The organism is Hoylesella buccalis ATCC 35310 (assembly GCF_000177075.1).
GTDB lineage: Bacteria > Bacteroidota > Bacteroidia > Bacteroidales > Bacteroidaceae > Prevotella > Prevotella buccalis.
Map to the genome: position 1 here is coordinate 1 of NZ_ADEG01000073.1, position 14,457 is coordinate 14,457.

Annotated in this window: 15 protein-coding genes and 1 rRNA gene; 6 read left to right on the plus strand and 10 right to left on the minus strand. The window is 44.4% G+C overall.

Going from position 1 to position 14,457, the window contains the following annotated elements:
* The first annotated feature begins 56 nt into the window (after positions 1–56).
* The 3 genes from rrf to HMPREF0650_RS07770 all read left to right on the plus strand — a co-directional run bounded on the left by rrf (position 57) and on the right by HMPREF0650_RS07770 (position 1,781).
* Positions 57–169, plus strand: a 5S ribosomal RNA gene (rrf, locus tag HMPREF0650_RS07755).
* A 181-nt stretch (positions 170–350) separates the two neighbouring features.
* Positions 351–1,238 carry a hypothetical protein gene (locus HMPREF0650_RS07765; RefSeq protein WP_004349789.1) on the plus strand — a complete coding sequence of 296 codons (888 nt, stop codon included), beginning with the start codon at positions 351–353 and terminating at the stop codon, positions 1,236–1,238.
* 69 nt (positions 1,239–1,307) lie between these two features.
* Positions 1,308–1,781: a hypothetical protein gene (locus HMPREF0650_RS07770; protein WP_004349791.1), complete on the plus strand. Its 474-nt coding sequence runs from the start codon at positions 1,308–1,310 to the stop codon at positions 1,779–1,781.
* A 335-nt stretch (positions 1,782–2,116) separates the two neighbouring features.
* On the opposite strand, the gene HMPREF0650_RS07775 is transcribed toward HMPREF0650_RS07770, so the two are convergent.
* Positions 2,117–2,917 carry a hypothetical protein gene (locus HMPREF0650_RS07775; RefSeq protein WP_040562912.1) on the minus strand — a complete coding sequence of 267 codons (801 nt, stop codon included), beginning with the start codon at positions 2,915–2,917 and terminating at the stop codon, positions 2,117–2,119.
* A gap of 1,025 nt (positions 2,918–3,942) precedes the next feature.
* On the opposite strand from HMPREF0650_RS07775, the gene HMPREF0650_RS07785 reads away from it, so the two are divergent.
* From HMPREF0650_RS07785 to HMPREF0650_RS07795, 3 genes are all read left to right on the plus strand, one after another.
* Complete coding sequence (locus HMPREF0650_RS07785) at positions 3,943–5,241, plus strand: replication-associated recombination protein A (protein WP_004349796.1); 1,299 nt, start codon at positions 3,943–3,945, stop codon at positions 5,239–5,241.
* Positions 5,242–5,249: 8 nt separating this feature from the next.
* The gene (locus HMPREF0650_RS07790) at positions 5,250–6,239 is read left to right on the plus strand and encodes a D-2-hydroxyacid dehydrogenase (protein ID WP_004349798.1); all 990 of its coding nucleotides are present in this window, start codon (positions 5,250–5,252) and stop codon (positions 6,237–6,239) included.
* A gap of 76 nt (positions 6,240–6,315) precedes the next feature.
* On the plus strand, positions 6,316–6,951 hold the full coding sequence (locus HMPREF0650_RS07795; protein WP_004349799.1) for a trimeric intracellular cation channel family protein: 636 nt from the start codon (positions 6,316–6,318) through the stop codon (positions 6,949–6,951).
* A gap of 42 nt (positions 6,952–6,993) precedes the next feature.
* Here HMPREF0650_RS07795 and HMPREF0650_RS07800 read toward each other — a convergent pair whose 3' ends face one another.
* The 9 genes from HMPREF0650_RS07800 to HMPREF0650_RS07840 form a co-directional block, all read right to left on the minus strand.
* A complete protein-coding gene (locus HMPREF0650_RS07800) occupies positions 6,994–7,617 on the minus strand; it encodes an outer membrane beta-barrel protein (protein ID WP_004349800.1) in 624 nt (207 codons plus the stop codon).
* 185 nt (positions 7,618–7,802) lie between these two features.
* A complete protein-coding gene (locus HMPREF0650_RS07805; RefSeq protein ID WP_004349802.1) occupies positions 7,803–8,912 on the minus strand; it encodes a DegT/DnrJ/EryC1/StrS family aminotransferase in 1,110 nt (369 codons plus the stop codon).
* On the minus strand, positions 8,909–9,847 hold the full coding sequence (locus tag HMPREF0650_RS07810; protein ID WP_004349803.1) for a GNAT family N-acetyltransferase: 939 nt from the start codon (positions 9,845–9,847) through the stop codon (positions 8,909–8,911). The genes HMPREF0650_RS07805 and HMPREF0650_RS07810 overlap by 4 nt, the downstream gene beginning before the upstream one ends.
* Positions 9,840–10,250: a sugar 3,4-ketoisomerase gene (locus HMPREF0650_RS07815; protein WP_004349805.1), complete on the minus strand. Its 411-nt coding sequence runs from the start codon at positions 10,248–10,250 to the stop codon at positions 9,840–9,842. The genes HMPREF0650_RS07810 and HMPREF0650_RS07815 overlap by 8 nt, the downstream gene beginning before the upstream one ends.
* Before the next feature lie 13 nt (positions 10,251–10,263).
* Entirely contained in the window at positions 10,264–11,412 is a 1,149-nt protein-coding gene (gene rfbB, locus HMPREF0650_RS07820) for a dTDP-glucose 4,6-dehydratase (protein WP_004349806.1), read from the minus strand.
* The gene (locus tag HMPREF0650_RS07825; protein ID WP_004349808.1) at positions 11,409–11,675 is read right to left on the minus strand and encodes a hypothetical protein; all 267 of its coding nucleotides are present in this window, start codon (positions 11,673–11,675) and stop codon (positions 11,409–11,411) included. Before HMPREF0650_RS07825 ends, rfbB begins: the two co-directional genes overlap by 4 nt.
* 7 nt (positions 11,676–11,682) lie before the next feature.
* The gene (locus tag HMPREF0650_RS07830; protein ID WP_004349809.1) at positions 11,683–12,189 is read right to left on the minus strand and encodes a metallophosphoesterase family protein; all 507 of its coding nucleotides are present in this window, start codon (positions 12,187–12,189) and stop codon (positions 11,683–11,685) included.
* Positions 12,186–12,839 carry a cytidylate kinase-like family protein gene (locus HMPREF0650_RS07835; RefSeq protein WP_004349810.1) on the minus strand — a complete coding sequence of 218 codons (654 nt, stop codon included), beginning with the start codon at positions 12,837–12,839 and terminating at the stop codon, positions 12,186–12,188. The genes HMPREF0650_RS07830 and HMPREF0650_RS07835 overlap by 4 nt, the downstream gene beginning before the upstream one ends.
* Positions 12,811–14,199, minus strand: a complete 1,389-nt coding sequence (locus HMPREF0650_RS07840; protein ID WP_040562913.1) for an MATE family efflux transporter — start codon at positions 14,197–14,199, stop codon at positions 12,811–12,813. The genes HMPREF0650_RS07835 and HMPREF0650_RS07840 overlap by 29 nt, the downstream gene beginning before the upstream one ends.
* Between the last annotated feature and the right edge of the window lie 258 nt (positions 14,200–14,457).

Sequence of the window (14,457 nt, forward strand, 5' to 3'; positions counted from 1 at the left end):
TTGTCATGATTGAATCATGAGTATAGATTCGCTTGTATCGATACGTCATCCCCTTATCAGGTGGTTATGGCGGCAGGGTTCCACCTCTTCCCATTCCGAACAGAGAAGTTAAGCCTGCTTGCGCCGATGGTACTGCAATGCAATGCGGGAGAGTAGGTAGCCGCCTTTTTTCAAATAGAAGCCTTCAGGACTGAAAAGCCTGGAGGCTTTTTTGATATTAGGCCAATTGGGCTAATATTTATAACGTATTATGCTGTTGTTATGGATTACGTCAAGGACGGTCGCATTATTGCTAAGTATACGATAACCTTCAGAATGATGATGAAGAAGAATACAGATAAGAATTTGTTATGATTGATAAAAACAATAACGTGGTACAACTATTGCAGCTAGCGTCAAAGGATGATATAGTTTCGTTTTTATTGATGTATGCCAAGACAAATAATCAATTTGGCGATGAATTGATGGCCTATTTGGGCTTTAAATTCATGTGCAACAATGACGCTGAGAATGATTATGTAATAGAGATGCGACACATATTCTCTAAGACTACAGATATGGGGAACCATTGGCACAGTTATGAGGTAACCAATTGGGAAGCTATACTGGAGGATGCTATGAAGTTATTGGATAAAGGTAGGATATTTTTGAATATAGGCAATGCTGACGCAGCCGCGAAAATTGCAGTGGAGTTTTTCAAGCAATTGGGGGAGTATTTCAACCAAGATTCTTTCTTTGCATGTGATGACGAGAATGATTGCAGCTACGAGTGTGAACAAGCTCAAAAGCAGCTCCTTGATGCCTTCACCGAATCCCATCTCAACAATTCGTTGAAACAAAATTTATTGGTTGAGCTTAAGGATTTGTCCATAGGCAGCGGGTGTGCAGAATTAGAAAATTATGGCATGTTTGATTTTGATGAGATGCTGTTCAAGGTCAATATGCTGACTGCAAGTGTTGACGAGTGTCTAAACCTTATAGGCGAGCAGATTGTTCAACACGAGGCGAGCTATGATTTACACAAGTATGTGGCACGAAAGATTCAGGTATTGAGGAAAAATGAGAGAAGTAGCGAGGCCGATAATGTTGAGCATCAATTCATTTATCTCCCAGAGATAAGACAGTCGTTAGTTGAAAGAATGATTGATAGTGGAGCATATGATAAGGCCGCAGAAGTGCTTAGAAACGGTTTATCAGAGGCGCAGATTCAAGAAAAACCTTTGCTTGTCGGAAAGTGACTGAAACGCTTATTTGACGTTTACGAGAAGCTTGGAGACAAAGACAAACAGATACAGAGTGCACGTCAGTTGTTCATCAATAGTCATGGTGACATAGAATATTACTATAAGCTACGAAAGCTCATACAGCATAACGAATGGAAAGATTTTTTGCGAAAAATGATAGATGAGACGCACTTTAACAGCTATGAGTTGTGGAGTACAAACAATAACCTGGCAGATATCTACGTTGAAGAAGGTGAACACGAAGAACTTTTTCACGATATCATGAAGCATTCAAGTAATAATACTTACGCACTTGACACTTATGCGCGCTATGTTAGTGACGAGCATGCCGATGGGATGCTAAGGGCCTACGACAAATTGCTCCGAGTGAAAGCCAGTGGTCCAGCAGACGTTAAAAAATATCCTCACTTAGCGGCATCGATGAAGTGTATGGAACATCTCAAAGGCGGTAAAGAGGCTGCCCATCGGCTTGCCGAATACTTTCGTTGTCAGTATCCACGTCGATCAAGTTTTATGGCAGAGATCAGCGAGTTCTGAGGAGGATGAAGTAAAGGAGGTATATACCATCCATGAGTGCCATTTGTTTATTTTATGATCATAGCTTGGTTCTGTGAAAGCATTGATAAATATTTGATTTACACTCTTTGCTACTCTTTCGTCATGCGCATTTCCTCGGAAAGTCTTACAAGCAAGGCCTTGTCTTCACATCCTCAATAGGGAGTTTTACTTATACTGACAAATTCAAAAGCCAAATTGCACATGCAATTTGGCTTTTCTCATTCATTATTTTCCCCACAGGCGAGATGTTTAGCGGGGCTTTTGTTCAGCAGCCCCACTCTTCTATCCTTGTTGTCTATATGGATTTTTCAGGATTAGTATTCGTCTTCATCCGAAACATCTGCTGCTTCCAAGTCTAAATCTTCCGGATTTGTCTCGAAAGTGGTGCGATAGCTTTCTTCCGTCAGTTTGTCGTCATCGTAAGAGTCGTCATCGTCTTTGTCATCATCTGCATTTTGTAGTGTTGGCAAATCGTCATCCTCCTCGTCAAAGTCTTCATCCAGTGCAGCTTTTCCTCTGGAAAGCTTGTTTTTGCTGAGTTCCGTCTTTGGCTTTTCCTTTGCAAAAATGGCCTCAACCCATGATCCTTTTGGAATTTCAAGAACTTCAAATCCATCGTTGACCTTCTTTTCATACATGCCGCTGGGGTTGTGAAGTCTGTTTTGCGGAAGCGTTGTCGTACTGATGTCAAAGCCACTTTCAATGATGTCTTTAATGCTCTGCGACAGCGAATCCCAACCACCACCAAAGTTTCTGTCAAGCACTTCAATGAGTTTTGTTGCCGATATGTGGCGGATGTTCTCGTATGTAAGGTCGGTTACGCGTGCTATGGGCTTCTTCTTAACAGCCCATTTCTGCTTTGATGCTTCGTCAGTCCGCAGTTTACCCACCTTAAAGCCTCGTTCTTCGTATTTCTTAATGACTTCAGGTTTGTCAACTTTGATTTCCTCGATCTCGAAAGCACTTTTAATAATGTCAAGATAATGACGCATGTTATCCTTGAGGTCAGCATCTTTCTGAGCCGCTTCCCATAGCCTGAAAACATCATTTTCCTGTAATTCCCAAACACTACTCTTGGTCAATGTCTTGAGGGATAAAGCGTTTTTTTGTTTCATATCTTTTTTAGTGGTCATTTATCTTTGATTGAATTGCAATGCGCTTGCGCAAATAACGTCAATAGTTTGGATGCCAGTGCTCATTGCTATGAGATGCTGTTCATCCATTTGTTGGCTGTTTGTAGCAGTCAAAGAACTGTGTTGTCTTATCCTGTTTGTTTGGCTGCAAAAATAAATACTTAATTCTTAATTGACAAACTTTTTTGCAAATATTTGAGGTAAACTAAAAAACGTGTCTATATCGCATTGATATAGCTAACTTTGCGAGTTATGGAGATGATACAAAACCAGAATATCTATGTTCTTTTTCTGTTTTACAAGAATATGCCTGTGTGGGCGATAAAAATCTTGCTCATTCATCATAGCGGCCTCACTTGTAAACAGTATATCGGCAGGCAGACCTCCAAAAAAGATGAAACATTTTTCTTGACAAACCACTCTTTATCCTTCGCATATTCTCCACCAACCTTCCAATTTTTTCAAATTTCGCAAGCAGCAGCAAAGAACGTATCTTGTTGTTGTGCAAGTCGTTCGGTGTTTCATGCAACTTCATGACGCCTATTTCCCTTAACTTTTCCTGGTAAAAGGATGCTTTTAACGCTGTTATTGCTATGCTCTTCGTGTCCAATTACATGCTTATTACGGTGCAAAAGCATGTCCTTTGACCGCTTAACTCAATGCGTTCGTGCAGACATGGCATTTTCTGTTCTCCAATGAGGTTGTGATGCTCCTCATTTACCTATTATTTTTTTCTATTTTACAAATTTACAAGTGCTCTTTTTTTGTCATTTATTCGGACATAAAGCCGGGGCGTGATAGGTGGACAGTGCGATGACTTGCCTATGCAAGCAGCCATTCGTTCCTCCCACATAGATACGCGCTTAGGGCGGATGGAATAGTTGTAAAAAAACGACATGTGCACCATTGGTTCAAGAAACTTTTATTATCTTTGCATGTACACAGAGCGCTTTGAATTCGCAGCATAAGGACGATTTTCGAGCATGTGTGTTTGTTGACAATGGATTATGAGTGAACCTTTAGCAGAAAGAATGCGTCCTCGTACGCTCGACGAATATGTGGGGCAGCAGCACTTGGTAGGAGAGGGTGCCGTGTTGCGCAAGATGATTGAGGCTGGCAGGATTTCTTCTTTCATCCTGTGGGGGCCACCGGGCGTGGGAAAAACCACCTTGGCTCAGATCATTGCCAACATGTTGCAAACGCCGTTCTATACGTTAAGTGCCGTCACCAGCGGGGTGAAAGATGTACGCGAGGTGATTGAACGGGCAAAGAACAGCAGTTTTTTCAATTCAGCATCACCTATTTTATTCATCGACGAGATTCATCGGTTCAGCAAGTCACAGCAAGACTCGCTGTTGGGAGCGGTCGAAAAAGGCGTTGTCACGCTCATCGGTGCCACCACGGAGAATCCCTCTTTCGAGGTCATCCGCCCCTTGTTGTCAAGGTGTCAGTTGTATGTGCTCAAGTCTTTGGAAAAAGAAGACCTGTTGGAACTGCTTCATCGCGCCATCCATGAGGACATAGAACTCAAACAGCGTCACATCACTTTGCAAGAAACGGGTGCTGTTTTGCGATATAGTGGGGGCGATGCCCGTAAATTACTCAATATCTTGGATTTAGTCATTGGTGCTTCTGCCACCGACGAGGTGGTCATCACCGACGAATTGGTTGAGACTCAGCTCCAACAAAACCCACTGGCTTACGACAAAGGCGGCGAGATGCACTATGACATCATTTCGGCCTTCATCAAGAGTATCCGCGGCAGCGACCCTGATGCGGCGCTCTATTGGATGGCGAGGATGATAGAAGGTGGCGAGGATCCACAATTCATTGCCCGCCGACTGGTCATCAGTGCGGCCGAAGATGTGGGACTGGCCAATCCCAATGCGCTATTGCTGGCCAATGCAGCTTTTGACGCTGTCATGAAGTTGGGATGGCCCGAAGGACGAATACCGCTGGCCGAAGCGGCTGTGTATCTGGCTACCAGTCCGAAGAGCAATTCCAGTTATTTGGGAATCGATGCCGCACTGGCGTTGGTCAAGGAAACGGGTAATTTACCGGTTCCCCTGCACTTGCGCAATGCGCCCACACAGTTGATGAAGCAACTGGGTTATCATGACGGCTATCTGTACAGTCATGATTATCCCGGGCACTTTGTCGAACAACAATATCTGCCTGATGCCGTGAAGGACAGGCGTATGTGGCATGCGCAGCATAGCGCGGCTGAAGAAAAATTATATCAATGGATGCGTCAGTGCTGGGGATCGCGTTATGACGAGACTTCCACGTCGCAAAATGAATCATAAAAAGGAGAATGTTTATGGAAACAAATGGGAAGAAACAAGCTGTCAACATCGTTGTTCTGGACGGTCATTGTGCCAATCCCGGTGATTTGTCGTGGGATGGATTCAAAGAGCTGGGAAGTCTCACCGTTTACGAACGTACGAAACCCGAAGAAGTTGTAGAACGTGCGAAGGATGCGCAGATTGTTTTGGTGAATAAAGTGTCCATGAAGGCTGATATCATCGCACAATTGCCACAGCTGAAATATATCGGTGTGTTGGCAACAGGCTTCAATCACATAGATGTGAAGGCCGCCCAAGAACATGGCGTGACGGTTTGCAACATTCCGTCGTATAGTACATATAGTGTGGCACAGATGGTATTTGCCAGCATTTTTACCATCACGAATCGGGTAGAGCATTATGCCCAGCAAACACGCGAGGGGCAGTGGTCAAAGCGTAGTGATTTCTGTTATTGGGACACGCCTTTGCTTGAATTGGCCGGAAAGACGATGGGAATTGTCGGATTGGGTAACATCGGTATGAAGGTCGCACGCATCGCTCGTGAGTTTGGCATGGAGGTATATGCCTATACCAGTAAGAATTCGGTTGATCTTCCATCGGGCATCCAGAAGACAACCCTTGACGGCTTGTTCTCGGTGAGTGACATCCTGTCTTTACATTGTCCTTTGTCAGAGCGCACGCGTGAACTCATTAAGGCTGATAACTTACGCAAAATGAAGCATGGTGCCATCTTGATCAATACCGGAAGAGGCCCCTTGGTCAACGAAGCTGATGTTGCCGCAGCCTTGGAAAGCGGTCAGTTGGCTGCCTACGGAGCTGATGTGATGTGCTCGGAACCACCCGCTGCTGACAATCCATTGCTGAAACAACCCAATGCCTTCATCACTCCTCATATTGCATGGGCTACCGTTGAAGCGCGCAGCAGACTGATGAACATTGCTTTGAACAACGTGAGGTGCTTCCTGGAAGGAGCTGCACAAAACGTAGTGAACTGTTGATGGGTGCGCAAGAGATTGCTGCAATCCTTTTTGATGAGTATAATAAAAATCGCATCTAAGTGCGTTTTAAAAGAATATGTTCTATCAAAATCCGGAAATAGTCCACTCTATACAGCAAGGTATAGAGTTTGTTGGGACGTTTGCTTTTGCGATATCTGGCATTCGACACGCAGCAGCCAAGAATTTTGATTGGTTCGGTGGTTTTGTATGTGGTATCGCCGTTGCCATCGGTGGCGGAACCATTCGTGATGTCATGATTGGGGTAACGCCATTTTGGATGACGTCGAGCATTTACATCATTTGTACAGTATTGGCTCAACTGTTCGTCATCGTTTTTTCAAAGTTTTTGAAGCGGTTGGACAACACCTGGTTTGTATTCGACACATTGGGCTTGGCCCTGTTTACCATTGCCGGCATCCAGAAGTCTTTGGCCTATGATTTCCCCTTTTGGGTAGCCATCATCATGGGGTGCATGACGGGTTCAGCAGGAGGCGTGATACGTGATGTGTTGCTCAATAACGTACCCATCATCTTCCAAAAAGAAATTTATGCTATGGCCAGTATCATCGGCGGAATTGTTTATTGGGTACTCATCAGTTTAGATGTGAATGTGAGCATTACGGTGGTTTCTTCCTTCTTGGTGGTGTGTGTCATCCGATTTTTGGCTGTAAGGTATCATCTTTCCTTGCCTCGTTTGCGTTTAGAAGAATAGGTGTGTGCGTGCAGGCAAGCAGGGACCGGGTGGCAATTGTCGTTAGAAAACCCTGAACCTGTAACCAAGCGTGAGGATGATGGAGGAGTTTCTGCTGTTTCCCATGATGGCCTTTGCTTTGTCTGTCTTGGCAAGTTTTCTGAAAGGATATTGGTAACGGGCATCCAAACATACGTTGTGCCATACGAAGCAGAGTCCCACGGGGATGGTCACGTCACTCCTGTACAATTCTTTTTTGATGCTTTTTCCGTTGCATTCCATCGTGATGGCGTATGCTGTATGAATACCGGTGTATAGTCCCAGTCTGTCTGCGATGTATTGCTTGAATATAAAATCGGTATTGATATAGTTCAATCGATAGTCGAACGTGGCCCCTGCCTCTGGTGAAGCTAAGGAGATGGCATTGTGGCTGCCATGATGAGAAAAGGTCAACTCGGTTTGGATGGCAAACGATTTGGTAAGGAAGGCTTCGGTATATATTCCTCCCATCCCGGTGATTTTGGCTTCACCATGCAAAGCTGTCAGATTAGAATAGATGGCGCCACCTTTCACTCCCACGTAGGTATCCCATGGTTGGCGTTCGAATTTGGGCTTGAAAGTGCTTTGTCCCCAGCAGGTGACAGCAGCAAAGGCTACAAGAAAAAGTGCCAAAAAACCTTTTTTCATATCGTTTTACAATTGTGCTGTAAAAATACAATTATTTTATGATATGACAAAGTGTTTTGTTATTTTAGCATAAAAATTAGCGGGAATGCACGTTCTTTATTTTTTGCGGGTGGTCAAGTTTGGTGGTATGATTGATTCGATGGTTGGTTCTAACCCGTGTTAATTGGCGGCCCTGGGCCTAACCATTATTTCCTCAGATGATATGTGTTCAGTGCGCCGACAATGGCTTTTACCTCATCATTCGTGAGTGTTTGGTTCAACGGAATGCTCACTTCATGGTGATGAATCTTTTCGGCAATGGGGTAAGAGCGGTCGTTCCATTCCTTGTATGCCTGCTGTTTGTGCGGAGGTATGGGGTAGTGAATGTTGGTTTGGATGCCCATGCGGTTTAAGTGTCCTTGCAGTTCATCGGGATATTGTGTCAGCACGGGGAACACATGCCACACGTTTCCGGTTGAATCGTGTGGGGGGAGCGTGATTTCTTCGTTGCGAATGTGCGTGAGATAGTAGTGGGCTATCTCCTGTCTTCTTGCGTTTTCCTCATCCAGATACTTGAGTTTTACGCTCAATACGGCGGCCTGCAGCTCGTCCATTCTGCTGTTTCTGCCTTTATAGTCAAAGACATATTTTCGTGATGAGCCGTAATTGCCCAGGGATCTGATGACGTTTGCCAGTTTGGCGTCAGAGGTTGTCACGGCTCCGGCATCGCCCAATGCGCCTAAGTTCTTACTGGGATAAAAGCTATGAGCCGCCGCATCACCTAACGACCCTGTGCGATGCCCCTCACGGTATAGGCAACCGTGTGCCTGTGCGTTGTCTTCCAGCAGTTTCAGGTGATGTTTTTGACAGAGCTTACCTATCTTGTCTGTGTATGCACAACGTCCATAGAGGTGCACCAGCATGATGCCTTTGGTGCGTTCGGTGATGGCCTGCTCTATCAAGTTGTCGTCAATTTCAAGGGTGTCTATGCGCGGTTCCACCAGTACAGGAACCAGGCGGTTGGCCGTAATCGATAGGATGGTGGCAATGTAGGTGTTGGATGGAACGATGATTTCATCGCCTTCATGCATCTCGCCCAGCTCCATGTAAGCTCTGAGTATGAGGGTGAGCGCATCCAGTCCGTTGGCACAACTCACGCAATGCCGGGTGCCAATGTATTCGGCATACTGTTTTTCAAACGCTTGTACCGCCTGCCCTTGCAGATACCAACCACTCTCAATTACCTTATTGACAGCCTGTTGTATCTCTGTCAGATGTTCATTGGTTACTCGTTGTAAAGATAAATAGGGTATCATACCTCCCACTGATAAGTGTCATAACATATAGCACGACCGCCAAATCCCTCTTTTTGATGAATGAGTGAGGCATTGAGTAGGTGCCCATCTTGCAGAGTAGATGTGCCAAAATCAAAATATTGTTGTTCGTCCCACGATTGATGGAGTAAGAAATGAAACAGCCCATCGATGACAAGCAGTTGCTTTCCTTCGGGCGATGCCGAGATGTATTGCGTATGCACTACGTTGGGAGTGAGATAAAGAACGGTTCCTCCTAACACCATGTTATCTTTGCATGCCACATACAACTGGATGTGATTGGGGAAACGTTGGTGCAATAGTTCTATTTCCTGTAAGCTGTGGACGGGCTTCGCACCGTATTTATTCATTAAATTGTCTTCCAACACTTGCCAGAAAGCGGCAAAATCTGTACTCTGTTTTATCTCTATGCCATTTCTCGCACATCGGTTAATGCCGTATTTTCGGTTTCTTTTCCAGTTCAAGGGATGTGTCAAATCAATGGTGGAAGAAATGTTGCGTGCCACTAATTGGGCATTGCAGACTTTGAAGAGCGCATACAAATCCTCTTCGGCAGGTATTAGGTGATAGATAGAAGGTATGGGACGGTACACCATTCGCTTGATGTGCTGTGTACGAAGATATGTGTTAAGCTCCTCGAAAAGGCACAACGTGTCGGAAGCTGTAACCCGATAGTCCATGACAAGACCACCGTATGTCAATCCTAAATGTGTATATAAGGTGTCGTTTGCAATGTGGGCAGGCAACAGCGCATACAGCCTGCCCTCTTTGTAAAAGAGCAGTGAAGCGTCCGCAAACCTGTCTTGATGATAGTCCATATAGGCTCTGTCAAGCAGAAAGGTGGCATTTTTTGCCTCCCTCACATAGCTGTTCCAGCGCTCCTTGTCGGTTGGTGCATATCGTTTTATCTCAAACATCAGGTTTGTTCTTGATATATTCCGTGAACGAGTGATAATTTCGAATGTAATCTTCTTCATCGAAAGGCTCAGATGCCAATACCAAACATACTGCTCCCGACGAGAAATCATCTAACGTCCGCCATGTATCAGTATCGACAAACAGACCTTGATAAGGGTGGTTTAGCAGTATAGAAGTCTTTTCCTTGCCGTTGTCGAGCGTTACGTGGAAGCTGCCACTCAATGCAATTAAAAACTCTTTGCACCGTTTGTGGGCATGTCCACCACGACTTTCGCCTGCTGACACGTCGTACACCCAGTACACTCGCTTTACATCAAAAGGCACATCCTTGCAACCTTCGGCAACAGTTAAGTTTCCTCTGGGGTCAACGATCTTAGCTAAGTCAATGATTTTCGCTTCCAATTGCTCGTGTTTCTTATCGGTTACCGTACATCTGTTCGTAGTATTTTTGGTAGTCTCCAGAGGTTACCTCGTTGATCCAATCCTGATGTTGTAGGTTCCATTTGATGGTTTTTACGATTCCGTCGGCAAACATAGTTTCAGGATACCACCCCAAATCGTTCTTTATCTTTGTAGGATCAATAGCGTAACGCTGGTCGTGTCCCAATCTATCAGCGACAAAAGTAATCAAGTTGTCGTTGATCCAATCAATCTTAATGTTGCCTTGTTCATCCACCTCTTGCTTCTTCAGCACCTTTCTCAGGTCTTTATCCTGCTGCATCATGTCGTGAATGGTCTTGATAGTGAGCTTCACAATGTCGATGTTCTTCATCTCGTTATGCCCACCTACATTGTACACCTCTCCTTCTTTACCCTCTCGCACCACCATGTCAATGGCTTTGCAGTGGTCTTCTACATAGAGCCAGTCGCGCACATTGTCGCCTTTGCCATATACAGGAAGTTGCTTACCCTCAAGGATATTTTTGATAATGAGCGGTATCAACTTCTCTGGAAAGTGATAAGGACCGTAGTTATTAGAGCATCGTGTGATGCTGACGGGCATGCGGTAAGTGTCGCGATAAGCCATGACAATCATGTCGGCACTGGTCTTTGACGCGCTATAGGGACTGTGCGGACACAGCGGCGTTTGTTCTGAAAAGTATCCTTCTGCGCCCAAGGAACCGTAAACCTCATCGGTAGAAACCTGATGATAGCGCTTGCCAGCTTTCCAAGTGGGATAACCTTGTGCGTCTTTGCCCGTGACCCAAGCCCTTCGGGCTGCGTCCATGAGGTTTTGAGTGCCAAGTATATTCACCGAAAGAAACAATTGTGGGTCCTCGATGCTGCGGTCTACATGGCTCTCGGCAGCAAAGTTTACGACAAAGTCTATATCGTGTTCAGCAAACAACTTGTCTGCCAAAGCCCTATCTCTGATGTCGCCTTTCACGAAGAAACAACGTTTGTTGTCAATATTATTCTTGATAGTACCCAGATTGCCTGCGTAGGTCAGCGCATCCAGTATAATCACCTTGATGTCTTCGTTCTTGTACTTTTTGTCAAGCAAATACTTGATGAAGTTGGCTCCGATGAAGCCTGCGGCTCCTGTAACTAAGTATGTTTTCATATTTCTTGTTGTTTTTTATGATCTTTGTCTTTAACCACTTTATCGTAAGTTTCCAAATATTCCTGATTCTTTTCCTTTCGCTTTTTCTGTTCTTTGTAGTCAGAATAGATGTTGAGCAACATCATGATAAATCCGAACAAGGCACTCCCAATCATCAAATTTGGCCAATGATATTCACTACCCCAATCGAACAGGAGTTGTATTCCCAAATACACGCCGGTCAGTACGATAAATTGAAATAAATAAGTATGTGCTTTTTTCATCTGTGTTTTATGGATGATGGTTCTTATCACTTAATGTAATAACTTCACAATCGGTGAATTTATTGCCTTCTATGGTCAATCTTATCAGTGTTCTTTCACGATGCCAGCCTTGTAAGCCTGCCGCACCGGGATTGATGTGTAGCAAGTTGAGTGTTTTGTCGTATTGAACTTTTAAGATATGCGAGTGTCCACAAACGAATAATTGAGGTGGCGAAGCAAAAAGCAAGCTGCGTATTTGTGGGGCGTAATTGCCAGGATAGCCGCCGATGTGGGTCAGCAGCACATCCACATCTTCGCACTTGAAACGCAGTTTGTCGCGATACATCCTTCGCAAGTCACCACCGTCACAGTTGCCACAAACTGCCCTTAACGGCTTGATGGCAGCCAATTTTTGTGCCACCTCCAATGAGCCAATGTCGCCGGCATGCCATATCTCGTCACATTCGGCAAAATACTTCTCGTACTTGTCGTCCCAATAGGCGTGCGTGTCACTGATGATACCAATTCTTTTCATGGCTTCCTTCCTTTTTCTGTGTTATCGAGTTCAAAGCGACGACGAATGAAACAGCCTATGATATCTGCTGTTTTCTCCAGTCCCATGATGCTCGAGTTCACACAAAGGTCGTAGCTACTGCTATGTCCCCACTTCTTTCCAGTGTAATAATTGTAGTACGAAGATCTGTCGCTCTCCTTGTTGATAATCAGTTTTCTGGCAGCCTCTTCGTCACATTTCTGCCGTTCACAAACCAGTCGGATGCGGTCTTTCATGTCAGCAGTGATGAAGATATTTACCACGTTTGGATAAGTTCGCAGCACATAGTCGGCGGCTCGTCCCACAAAAACACAACTACCTTCATCGGCAGCCTTCATGATGGCTTCGCTTTGGAACTGAAAAAGACTCTCTTGTGAGAACTTATTGTCGTAGAAGTTATTATCACTTAATAAGGGTGCATGCGTGTGAAAGAGGGTTTGGAAAAACCCTTTGTGCTCATCATTCTGCTCAAAAAACTTCTCGCTGAACCCACTTTCCTTAGCAGCTAAATTGAGTATCTCTTTGTCATAAAACTGACATCCAAACTCATCGGCAAGCAGTTTGGCGATAATGCGTCCACCACTGCCCACTTGTCGGCCAATGTTAATGATTATCTTCTTTTTGTGTTCCATTGGTAGATTCTTTATGTTGTATTTTGAATTTCTTCATATAAATCGTCATCATCGTCACAGCCACGATGACAGCAACAAGGTCTGAAGCAGGTAGTGAGGCCCATACGCCATCTATTCCAAACATGGGAGGTAGGATAGCCAGCAGAGGTAATAAGAAAAGTAGCTGCCGGGATAAAGACAAGAAAATGCTAATTTTTACTTTTCCGATACACTGAAAAAAGTTGGTAATAACCATCTGCGCCCCGACAACAGGAAACATCAGCAGGTCAATGCGCACACCTTTGATAGACATCTCAATGAGTGTGGGGTCGTTTGTAAAGAGACGCACGCAGTAATAGGGTATGAACATGGCGATAGCCCAGCCAACGGTCATGATAACCGTGGCAGCTATAATGGATAACTGTAAAACCCTCATCACCCGATCCAACTGCATCGCACCGTAATTGTAACCCGCAATTGGCTGCATTCCTTGATTGATGCCCATGACGAACATGATGAAAACCACGGCGATACTATTAGCGATGCCATAAGCTCCTACTGCCATGTCACCTCCATAGCGCACAAACTGATTGTTCATGAAAATAACAATGATACAAGCGCAAGCGTTCATCAAGAAAGGAGAGATGCCAATGCCGATGATATTTTTCACCAAATCGGACTTAAGGCGATAGATACCTCTTTTAAGATGCAACAACTCATTGGGGTTGCTAAACAACTTGAGCTGCCAAACCAATGCCATGGCTTGTGAAATAATCGTTGCGAAAGCGGCTCCTCGAATACCCCAGCCCCACCAAAGGATAAAGATGGCATCGAGGATAATATTCATAACCACGGTAAACATGGTGGCGTACATGGCGTGCTTGGGCTTGCTGGCCGCCCGCAGCACGTTGTTCATGCCAAAATACATGTGCGATATGATGTTACCAATTAAGATAACTTGCATATAGTCTCGTGCATAAGGCAAGGTGTTTTCACTGGCTCCGAAAAATAAAATGATGGGATCTAAAAAGATTAAGCAGATAATTCCGAAGGCAAGTCCGATAATAATATTTAATGTAACAGAGTTGCCCAATACATTCTCAGCAATATCGTAGTCCTTCTGTCCCAACTTCACAGAAATAGCAGTAGACGACCCAACACCTACAGCAGCACCAAAAGCGGCAGACAAGTTCATGAGCGGAAAGGTAATAGCTAATCCTGAAATTGCCAACGGACCCACCACCTGACCGATGAAAATGCGATCTATCATATTGTATAGCGATGATGCCGTCATGGCAATCACGGCTGGCATGGCGTATTGCATCAGTAGTGCCCCTACAGGTTTAGTACCTAATTCTAATGTCGCTGATTTATTATCCATGAACATCTCCTTATTATCTTTGCAAAAGTACGAAAATATTCTATACTTTAAACATTAATATAAAGATAAAACTAACCACCTGTTGTCCTTTCATTTCAAAACTGTAGCAGTTAGGGCGATAGATATCATGTAAAAATTGATGTGTGTTTATCCGAATAAAGAGAGTCGGTATTAAAAAATGGAAGTAAGAAACGTTCCGTCAGAAAGTTTCCTACTTCCAAGGGGTCATAAAGAGTTGTTTCATTATTATTTGAAACA

What these genes read in the sequence shown, in the direction of transcription:
- HMPREF0650_RS07765 (WP_004349789.1), top strand. Translation starts at nt 351, where the DNA reads ATGATTGATAAAAACAATAACGTGGTACAACTATTGCAGCTAGCGTCA.
- HMPREF0650_RS07775 (WP_040562912.1), bottom strand. Translation starts at nt 2,917, where the DNA reads ATGAAACAAAAAAACGCTTTATCCCTCAAGACATTGACCAAGAGTAGT.
- HMPREF0650_RS07785 (WP_004349796.1), top strand. Translation starts at nt 3,943, where the DNA reads ATGAGTGAACCTTTAGCAGAAAGAATGCGTCCTCGTACGCTCGACGAA.
- HMPREF0650_RS07790 (WP_004349798.1), top strand. Translation starts at nt 5,250, where the DNA reads ATGTTTATGGAAACAAATGGGAAGAAACAAGCTGTCAACATCGTTGTT.
- HMPREF0650_RS07795 (WP_004349799.1), top strand. Translation starts at nt 6,316, where the DNA reads ATGTTCTATCAAAATCCGGAAATAGTCCACTCTATACAGCAAGGTATA.
- HMPREF0650_RS07800 (WP_004349800.1), bottom strand. Translation starts at nt 7,617, where the DNA reads ATGAAAAAAGGTTTTTTGGCACTTTTTCTTGTAGCCTTTGCTGCTGTC.
- HMPREF0650_RS07805 (WP_004349802.1), bottom strand. Translation starts at nt 8,912, where the DNA reads ATGATACCCTATTTATCTTTACAACGAGTAACCAATGAACATCTGACA.
- HMPREF0650_RS07810 (WP_004349803.1), bottom strand. Translation starts at nt 9,847, where the DNA reads ATGTTTGAGATAAAACGATATGCACCAACCGACAAGGAGCGCTGGAAC.
- rfbB (WP_004349806.1), bottom strand. Translation starts at nt 11,412, where the DNA reads ATGAAAACATACTTAGTTACAGGAGCCGCAGGCTTCATCGGAGCCAAC.
- HMPREF0650_RS07825 (WP_004349808.1), bottom strand. Translation starts at nt 11,675, where the DNA reads ATGAAAAAAGCACATACTTATTTATTTCAATTTATCGTACTGACCGGC.
- HMPREF0650_RS07830 (WP_004349809.1), bottom strand. Translation starts at nt 12,189, where the DNA reads ATGAAAAGAATTGGTATCATCAGTGACACGCACGCCTATTGGGACGAC.
- HMPREF0650_RS07835 (WP_004349810.1), bottom strand. Translation starts at nt 12,839, where the DNA reads ATGGAACACAAAAAGAAGATAATCATTAACATTGGCCGACAAGTGGGC.
- HMPREF0650_RS07840 (WP_040562913.1), bottom strand. Translation starts at nt 14,199, where the DNA reads ATGGATAATAAATCAGCGACATTAGAATTAGGTACTAAACCTGTAGGG.